This window comes from Mycoplasma sp. HU2014, from assembly GCF_001199495.1.
Taxonomy (GTDB): domain Bacteria; phylum Bacillota_I; class Bacilli_A; order Mycoplasmatales; family Mycoplasmataceae; genus Mycoplasma.
In genome coordinates this window covers 1-8,550 of sequence record NZ_LFYS01000057.1, presented here as the reverse complement: position 1 = coordinate 8,550, position 8,550 = coordinate 1, and the positions used below count along the sequence as shown (strand labels likewise).

Below are 8,550 nucleotides of genomic sequence, written 5' to 3'. Positions count from 1 at the left end.
TTTTTCATTTAGTGCAAATAGACCATATGATTTAACGTCTACTTCATATGTTTGTTTTTCAATACTTTGATAAACACCATTGATAATCTTTCCAATAACTCCTTTTTCAACAGGAATAATTTTTCCATTTTTTCTTATTGATGTTCTTTTTATAACATTATAAACACCTTCTTTTGTGGTTGCTTTTACTCTTGTACTAGATGGTCTTGGAATTTCTAATATGTCTTTAGGAATGGCCATTTTTATATCTCCTTTTTTATGTGTTAAACACTATACATATATATTTATTTTACCACCTATTTTTAGTTTTTTAAACTTTTTTTAAATAAAATTAGAACAAAAAATAGAGCTTTTTTAGCTCTAGATTTAAGAAAATTTAATTTTTTAGATATTTTAATGTATTTAATGGACGAAAATAAGAATTTTTTAGTAAATTATTAAAATTATATAGTGTCCAAAATTGGGAATTTTTTAGTACACATAAGTACAGTTTTTTCTTCTACTAAATACAATATCTTTTGATGGAATTTTTACAGGTTTAAAAGCCATTTTTTTATCTCCTTTTACTAGTTACATTATATCACTATTTAAAGTAAAAATCTAGTGTTTTTTCAAAATAAAAACCCTTTAAATAAAGGGTTTACACTTCATTATTAATAACTAGTTACAAAATTGTGAAAAGTTCAGGTAATAAAATATGAGGTAATCAAAAACTAAAAGAAATTGGTTTTAATATAAACAATAATGATAAGGTTGGAGAAGCTTGAGTTATTTCTGGTTATAAAAATAAATCTAGTTATATAACCACTAAAGGTAAATATTTTAATATGAGTTTAAAAGATTTGTTTGAAAATCATAGACATTTATTTAATAACTATCAAGGTGAGTATCCTCTATTAGCTAAGATTATTACAACAAGCGATAATTTATCTGTACAAGTGCACCCAAATGATGATGTTGCTATTTGCAAACATAACCAACTAGGAAAACCTGAATCCTGATATGTTTTAGATTGTAATAAAGATAGTTCATTAGTTTATGGACATAATGCAAAAACTAAAAAAGAATTAGAAGAAATGGTTATTAATAATCAATGAGACATGTTATTAAAAACTGTTGATATAAAGAAATCTGATTTTTTATACGTACCAACTGGTAAGGTTCATGCTATCACTTCAAATGTTGTTATATATGAATTACAACATTCAAGTGATGTTACTTATAGATAACATTTTAGAATTATCAAAAACCAGAGTTCATTCTGAAATGAAAGTTTATACAACTGAATTTATAAACTACTTATCATTAATAATTGGAACACGTGTTAAGAACCAATTTATTAAATTGGACTTGCACAAAAATTATTCTTTCAAACAAATAATAGAATATTTAAGAAGTTATAAAATGGAACAGATAAGTGGTAAAGAATGAAAGAAAAGCAAGATGTTGAAATACGTTCAAAACCTTGCTGATTTATTAAATATATAGTATTAGACTAAAACTTTTTTATTTAATGTATTTAATGGACGAAAATAAGAATTTTTTAGTAAATTATTAAAATTATATAGTGTCCAAAATTGGGAATTTTTTAATAAATAGTTAGTTTTTTTATGGAATTTCTAAAAAATTTAAAAAAATATCATTGATATAGTAGGAGTTCTTTTATTATTTAAATTTAAAATAAATTTGGGAGGTATAACATGTCATTCTCGTTTAAAGAAACATTTACAAAATCAAATCTTAAATCTTGATTTTCTGAGTTTAGAGCAAGTTTAGAAAAATTTGGTCGTGCTATTTTAGTTCCAGTGACTGTAATTCCATTATTAGCATTAATTGGAGCTATTGGATATACTGGTCAAGCTATTTTAGCTGCTAAGTATGTTGGTACTAATAAACCACCAGCAGCATTAGAGTTAACAATTAATGCGATTAAAGATTTAGGTATGATAGCTATTACCAACATCGACTTTTTAGTAGCTGTAGGATTGGCTGCTGGGTTAGCAAGATCTGAAAAGGTGTCTGCTGCACTTTCTGGGTTGATGGCTTATGCTGCTATTCATTTAGCAACAGCATTGATATTAAAAGTTATATATACAGATCCTGCTAAAGCAACAATAATAGTAGATGGTGTTTCAAAACAAATTAAAGATATTTTTGGATTAAAAGAAAGATTTGGAGTATTATCATTTCAATATAGTGCATTTGGTGGGATGTTAGCTGGATTATTAGGTTATCTAATCCATAAATACACATATAAATTAAAATTCCCAGAAGTACTTTCATTTTTTGGAGGTCCTAAATTTTCACCAGTTGCTGCTACTTTAGCCGGTTGATTATTCGGATTGTTATTAGGTTATATATGAATTTATATTAATAAAGGACTATATTCATCTGGACAAGGTTTAAAAAAATTAGGTGCATTTTCTCCGTTCTTATATGCATCGGCTGAACGTGCATTATTACCTTTTGGTATACACCACGTATTAAACTTCTTTGTTTACTATACTCCTGTTGGAGGAATTTATAACACCCCAGGCACTGATTCTAAAACTATAGAAGGTGTTCTTAATGTTGCACTTGCAAAATTAGCAAACAATGAAAAAATTCTTGCTAAAGATACATGAGTAATTAATGGTACTTATGTAACTAAAATATTTAGTTTAACAGGAGCAACTTTAGCAATGTTCTTTGTAATGCCAAAAGCTAACAGAAAAGTTTATGGTTCTTCTATAATTTCTGCTGGTGCTGTATCTGCATTATCAGGAATAACTGAACCTATTGAATTTACATTCTTATTTGTGACACCATTATTATATGTAATTCACGTTTTCTTAAGTGGTTTTCAAAATATGATAATGTATCTATGTAATTTTGGAGCAGTCACAACACGTGGTAGTGGTATTATTACATGATTAATAGTTAACCCTGCAAACTTCAGATTAATTCAAAATGTTTGAGGTACATGAGTAGTTGGACCAGTAATGTTAGGTGTGTACTTTGGTATCTTCACATTTATGATTAAAAAATTCGATTACAAAACACCAGGTCGCGAAGAAGGTGGTTTAACTCATCTAGTAACTAAAAAAGAATATAAAGAATTAAAAAACAAAAAAGAAGATATTGAATTAGAACAAGAATTAAAAGAAATTCAAAAACTTGAAACCAACCAAACATCTACTAAAAAAGAAGTATATGATGAAGAGTTTTTAAACAATATTATTGAAGGTTGTGGAGGAGCTGAAAATATTAAAATTATGGCAAACTGTGTAACTAGATTAAGAATTACAATGTATGATAAAACAAAATTTAATAAAGAAATTGTAAATAAAACTAAACCATATGGTTATAAAGAAATTGGTGATCAAGTTCAAATTATTTATGGACCAAAAGTAACAAACATAGCAACATTGGTTCGTGAAAAATTAGGTATTGAATCATAATAACTATAATATAATTTTAAAATTTCGATTATCAAATAGTTTTTAAAAAGTACAAATCCATAAAGAAATTGTACTTTTTATATAGTTAAAAAATAGACAAGGAGGATGGTTGGTTTGAAAAATGATTTTATAAAACAAAACAAAGAAAAATTTAAAACATATTTCTTTAATATTAGATCTAATTTAGAAACATTTGGTCGTGCTATTTTAGTTCCAGTGACTGTAATTCCATTATTAGCATTAATAGCGGCTATTGGATATACTGGTCAAGCTATTTTAGCTGCTAAGTATGTTGGTACTAATAAACCACCAGCAGCATTAGAGTTAACAATTAATGCGATTAAAGATTTAGGTATGATAGCTATTACCAACATCGACTTTTTAGTAGCTGTAGGATTGGCTGCTGGGTTAGCAAGATCTGAAAAGGTGTCTGCTGCACTTTCTGGGTTGATGGCTTATGCTGCTATGCACTTAGCAACAGCATTGATATTAAAAGTTATATATACAGATCCTGCTAAAGCAACAATAATAGTAGATGGTGTTTCAAAACAAATTAAAGATATTTTTGGATTAAAACAAAGATTTGGAGTATTATCATTTCAATATAGTGCATTTGGTGGGATGCTAGCTGGATTATTAGGTTATCTAATCCATAAATACACATATAAATTAAAATTCCCAGAAGTACTTTCATTTTTTGGAGGTCCTAAATTTTCACCAGTTGCTGCTACTTTAGCCGGTTGATTATTCGGATTGTTATTAGGTTATATATGAATTTATTTAAACAAAGGTTTATTTTATAGTGGTCAAGGTTTAAAAAAATTAGGTGCATTTTCTCCATTCTTATATTATTCACTTAACCGTGCTTTAATTCCTTTTGGATTACACCAAGTATTAAACTTCTTTATTTATTACACTCCAGTTGGTGGACAGTGAACAGATCCTAGTGGTAATCAAATTACTGGAATAATAAATATATCATTATCTAAATTAGCTTTTCAAGAAATAATAACAGCAAAAGACACTTGAGCAACAAATGGTGTTTTTGTAAACAATATGTTTAGCCTTACAGGTGCTGCTCTTGCAATGTTTTTTGTAATGCCAAAAGCTAATAGAAAAGTTTATGGCTCTTCTATTATTTCTGCAGCTACAGTTTCATTTTTATCAGGAGTAACTGAACCTATTGAATTTACATTCTTATTTGTAGCACCAGTATTATATATATTTCATGCTATATTTGCTGGTCTTCAAAATATGTTAATGTATGTGTTTAATTTTGCATCAGTTACAACCCGTGGTAGTGGTATTATTACTTGATTAATAGTTAACCCAATTAACTTTAAATTAATATCTAACGTTTGAGGAACTTTAGTTCTTGGTCCAATTTTTGGTGCAATTTATTTTGTAGTATTTTACTTTATGATTAAAAAATTCAATTACAAAACACCAGGTCGCCAAGAGGGTGGTTTAACTCATCTAGTAACTAAAAAAGAATACAAAGAATTAAAAAACAAAAAAGAAGATATTGAATTAGAACAAGAATTAAAAGAAATTCAAAAACTTGAAGCCAACCAAACATCTTCTAAAAAAGAAGTATATGATGAAGAGTTTTTAAACAATATTATTGAAGGTTGTGGAGGAGCTGAAAATATTAAAATTATGGCAAACTGTGTAACTAGATTAAGAGTTACAATGTACGATAAAACAAAATTCAATAAAGAAATTGTAAATAAAACTAAACCATATGGTTATAAAGAAATTGGTGATCAAGTTCAAATTATTTATGGACCAAAAGTAACAAACATAGCAACATTGGTACGTGAAAAGTTAGGAGTGGAATCATAATGCCTTGTGAAAGAATAATAGACAATATTTACTTGGGAGATCAATTTTCTAAAAAATTAATTAACCCACAAAAAGAATTAAAAATAAGTAACATTTTTTATAACATTCTATCAAATAGTGATGAAGAAATTTTATATAAAACAAAAAACTTTATTTTAACAAAAAACAAATTAGCTATTAATTTATTAGATTCTCATGATGTAGATGATTTTAGTGATGATCTTTTTGCACCAGCTATTAAATTCTTATTAGAAAATGATACAAACACAACCTTATACACTCATTGTCAATTAGGTATTAGTAGAAGTGCATCTACTATCTTTATGTTTTTAGTAATTAAAGGAGTAATTGATAATAATTTAACTTTCAAACAAGCATTAAAAAAATATGTCACAGACATTTATCCATTTATGAAAGTGAATCTAGGTGTATATAAATATTTAGAAAATAATTATCCTTTTCATAATTTAAAACAATTAGCAAAAAATGATTGAAAGGATTTTAAATAATGATTTATATAGATTTTGATTGAAATAAAGTTAATATTTGAAATGAAGATAAATTACTAAAAACACAAAAAGCATTAGTTTTAAGAGATCTAGTATCAAAAGATATTATTGCAATTGGTGATATTACAGATCAAGAAATGAGAAAACCAGGCAATTTCTTATCAATTAACTGTACACAAAATCGTAAAATAGGGTCTTTTGAAGATTTAAAAATAAGAGTCAATCAATTAGTGTTAGATAACAATATAACCGATTTCAAAATAGTTAATAGATACAATGTAGATATTAAAGATTTTAATACTATTGATGAAATTGAGTTTTTAAAAATATTAGCAGGTTCTAATGATTATTATGTTGAATTAAGAAATGATGAAATAGTAATTTTTGATAATAATAAAAATAGTATTCAAACCATTAAAAAAGGAAGAGCATTTTTACAACATCATATTCAAAGTTTATTTTATTTAAACTATAATGCTACATTAAATACTAAAAAAACTTGAGATTTAATTAGTCAAATTAACTCTAAACAAACTATAAATACAGTAGTTTGTAGATCATACATTACAGGAGCTGATGTTGATATTACAATTACCGATCAACAGTTTTTAACTAATGTATTTAAAATAATAAACGATCAAGTTAGCGCTTTAATAAATACTAATAAGTCAGTAAAATATGATGAACTTTATTTAGAAAGTTTTAATTGTGTATTATAAAATGGATGCAAAATATATTATTTTAATAGTTAATATAGTAGTTGGAGTAATGTTATTAATAATTGGTGGGTTATTACAACTTTATATTAAAAAGAAAAGTGCAATTACTTTTAATACTCAAAAAACTAGTAAAAGACAAACATTTTTATCTTTAATATCAGTAAGTTTAATAGTTGCAGGGATTTTAGTTTTATTATTAGGTGGTTTAAGTCAATTTATAACAAATATTGTAAAATAGTAAAAGACAAACATTTTTATCTTTAATATCAGTAAGTTTAATAGTTGCAGGGATTTTAGTTTTATTATTAGGTGGTTTAAGTCAATTTATAACAAATATTGTAAAATAAAGTCTTTAAAGGCTTTATTTATTTCCTACGTTTCCCACTTTAAGCATAAAAATAACAGTTTAAACTTATAAACCTAAATTTATAAGTCAAATGTTATTTTTTTAAAACTTCTAAAAGAGTGTGATAAGTATCTCAACTTTCTTTTAACCCATCATTAAACACTTGTATTGTTTCTGTTTTTTGTTTGTTTACAAATACCTCAATTTCTTTGACATCTTTAATAACGTTAATCATTTTATGTTCAGTAATTCTATTTTTACCTTGTAATCCTAATCTAGAATTCAAAAGGTAAACTACATAATTTAAAAACACTAAAGATACAAAACATAAACAAATATATCCAACAATATGATTTCATGTTGATAGATACATTGGACGAAGTGACAATTTACCTTTTAACGTTTTAAAATTAGATTCAATTTGTCACTGTTTTGAATATAAATTTACAATATCAACTACAGATAAATCAGTTCTATTTGTTTCATAAAGATAATATCCATCGCATTTTTCATCTTCATTTATTTTTGCTACATCTAATTCATAAAACGCACCTTTATTTACAGGTTTAAAAAACTTATATTTTTTTGATCCGGCTAAATTATCATAAGAAACTAAATTATCTTTGTTCATCTTTTTAATAAAATTTTGAACTAAGATATCTCTATCATTTTTATCTTTTATTGCACGTTTTTTGTTATAAGTTATTATCTGTTTTCTGAAATGACCGTTTGGTCGTTTTTTTATTGTAAAAAGAAGCTATATCACGAACTTTATATTTAAAAGAACCATCGGTTATATAATCTTTTTCATCTAAAACATACTCTTTAAATTGTTTGCTACCAGCTTTCATTCTATAAGAAATTATGTAGTTTCAATTTTTAGATTCTAAGAATCTAATATTTCTATTAACACTCATACCTTTATCAGCAATAATAGTTACTGTGTTTATTTCATAAAGGTCTGCAATTTCAAGCATGAAAGGAATAAAAGTATTTGAATCAGCACTATTGCCAGGAAAAACTTTGTAATGTAATGGAATTCCGTTTTCATCGGTTGCCATTCCTATTACAATTTGATCTTCCTTGAATTTTCCATCCTTTGGATAACCAGGCTTTTTAAACCCTTCTCTTGAAAATGTTTCAAAATATGCGGTTGTTGCATCAAATCACAAAACATCAATTTTTCTATTTGTGTTATCACAAATTTTCTTGTTTAAGTTTTTCAGAATCTCGTCTTTATTTTTTGCAATATAATCTAATGATCTGTAAAATGAATTTTTTGAATGAGTATCTATTCTTTCTTTTTTTATTGTTTTGTAAGTGTTAAATACGCTAATCGGATTTTTAATTCTTTGATAAATTAATTGCATAATAACATCTTTTAGTGTTGTTGATCTTGTAGTAGAACAATTATCAAAAATATCGAAATAATCAAAGAGTTTTTCAATAATCTCGTAACCTTTATACCTTTCTATAACCTCTTTTTTCAATGATTTTTTCTCTTTGAAGATTTCATCTAATTTTGTTTTAGCTTGTTCTTTTGTTCAAGATAGTGGGAAGTTTGCAATAATTGCTTTAATCACAGTTAGCGGATCATCGTCATATTCTTTCAATTCATGTAAATAACCATAACCGAATCTGAATTCAAACCCCTTGTTATCTCTTCTCGGTACCCCAATTGATAAATATTC

6 protein-coding genes and 3 pseudogenes are annotated in these 8,550 nt (G+C 26.0%); 7 read left to right on the top strand and 2 right to left on the bottom strand.

Annotated features, from left to right (window positions below):
- A pseudogene (locus AB668_RS03390) lies at positions 1-240 on the bottom strand (IS1634 family transposase); the annotation flags it as partial.
- Positions 241-656: 416 nt separating this feature from the next.
- On the opposite strand from AB668_RS03390, the pseudogene AB668_RS03385 reads away from it, so the two are divergent.
- From AB668_RS03385 to AB668_RS03355, 7 genes and pseudogenes are all read left to right on the top strand, one after another.
- Positions 657-1,226, top strand: a pseudogene (locus tag AB668_RS03385) (type I phosphomannose isomerase catalytic subunit); the annotation flags it as partial.
- Positions 1,213-1,488, top strand: a complete 276-nt coding sequence (locus AB668_RS03380) for a hypothetical protein (protein WP_235443341.1) — start codon at positions 1,213-1,215, stop codon at positions 1,486-1,488. The pseudogene AB668_RS03385 and the gene AB668_RS03380, both read left to right, overlap by 14 nt.
- A 212-nt stretch (positions 1,489-1,700) precedes the next feature.
- Complete coding sequence (locus AB668_RS03375) at positions 1,701-3,440, top strand: PTS transporter subunit EIIC (protein WP_050517622.1); 1,740 nt, start codon at positions 1,701-1,703, stop codon at positions 3,438-3,440.
- Between the two features lie 114 nt (positions 3,441-3,554).
- Entirely contained in the window at positions 3,555-5,285 is a 1,731-nt protein-coding gene (locus tag AB668_RS03370; protein WP_442928559.1) for a PTS transporter subunit EIIC, read from the top strand.
- Complete coding sequence (locus AB668_RS03365; RefSeq protein WP_050517620.1) at positions 5,285-5,794, top strand: dual specificity protein phosphatase family protein; 510 nt, start codon at positions 5,285-5,287, stop codon at positions 5,792-5,794. The genes AB668_RS03370 and AB668_RS03365 overlap by 1 nt, the downstream gene beginning before the upstream one ends.
- Complete coding sequence (locus AB668_RS03360; RefSeq protein ID WP_050517619.1) at positions 5,794-6,513, top strand: hypothetical protein; 720 nt, start codon at positions 5,794-5,796, stop codon at positions 6,511-6,513. The genes AB668_RS03365 and AB668_RS03360 overlap by 1 nt, the downstream gene beginning before the upstream one ends.
- A 1-nt stretch (position 6,514) precedes the next feature.
- A complete protein-coding gene (locus tag AB668_RS03355) occupies positions 6,515-6,751 on the top strand; it encodes a hypothetical protein (protein WP_152908050.1) in 237 nt (78 codons plus the stop codon).
- A gap of 202 nt (positions 6,752-6,953) precedes the next feature.
- Here the strand turns inward: AB668_RS03355 and AB668_RS03350 are convergent.
- Positions 6,954-8,550, bottom strand: a pseudogene (locus AB668_RS03350) (IS1634 family transposase); the annotation flags it as partial.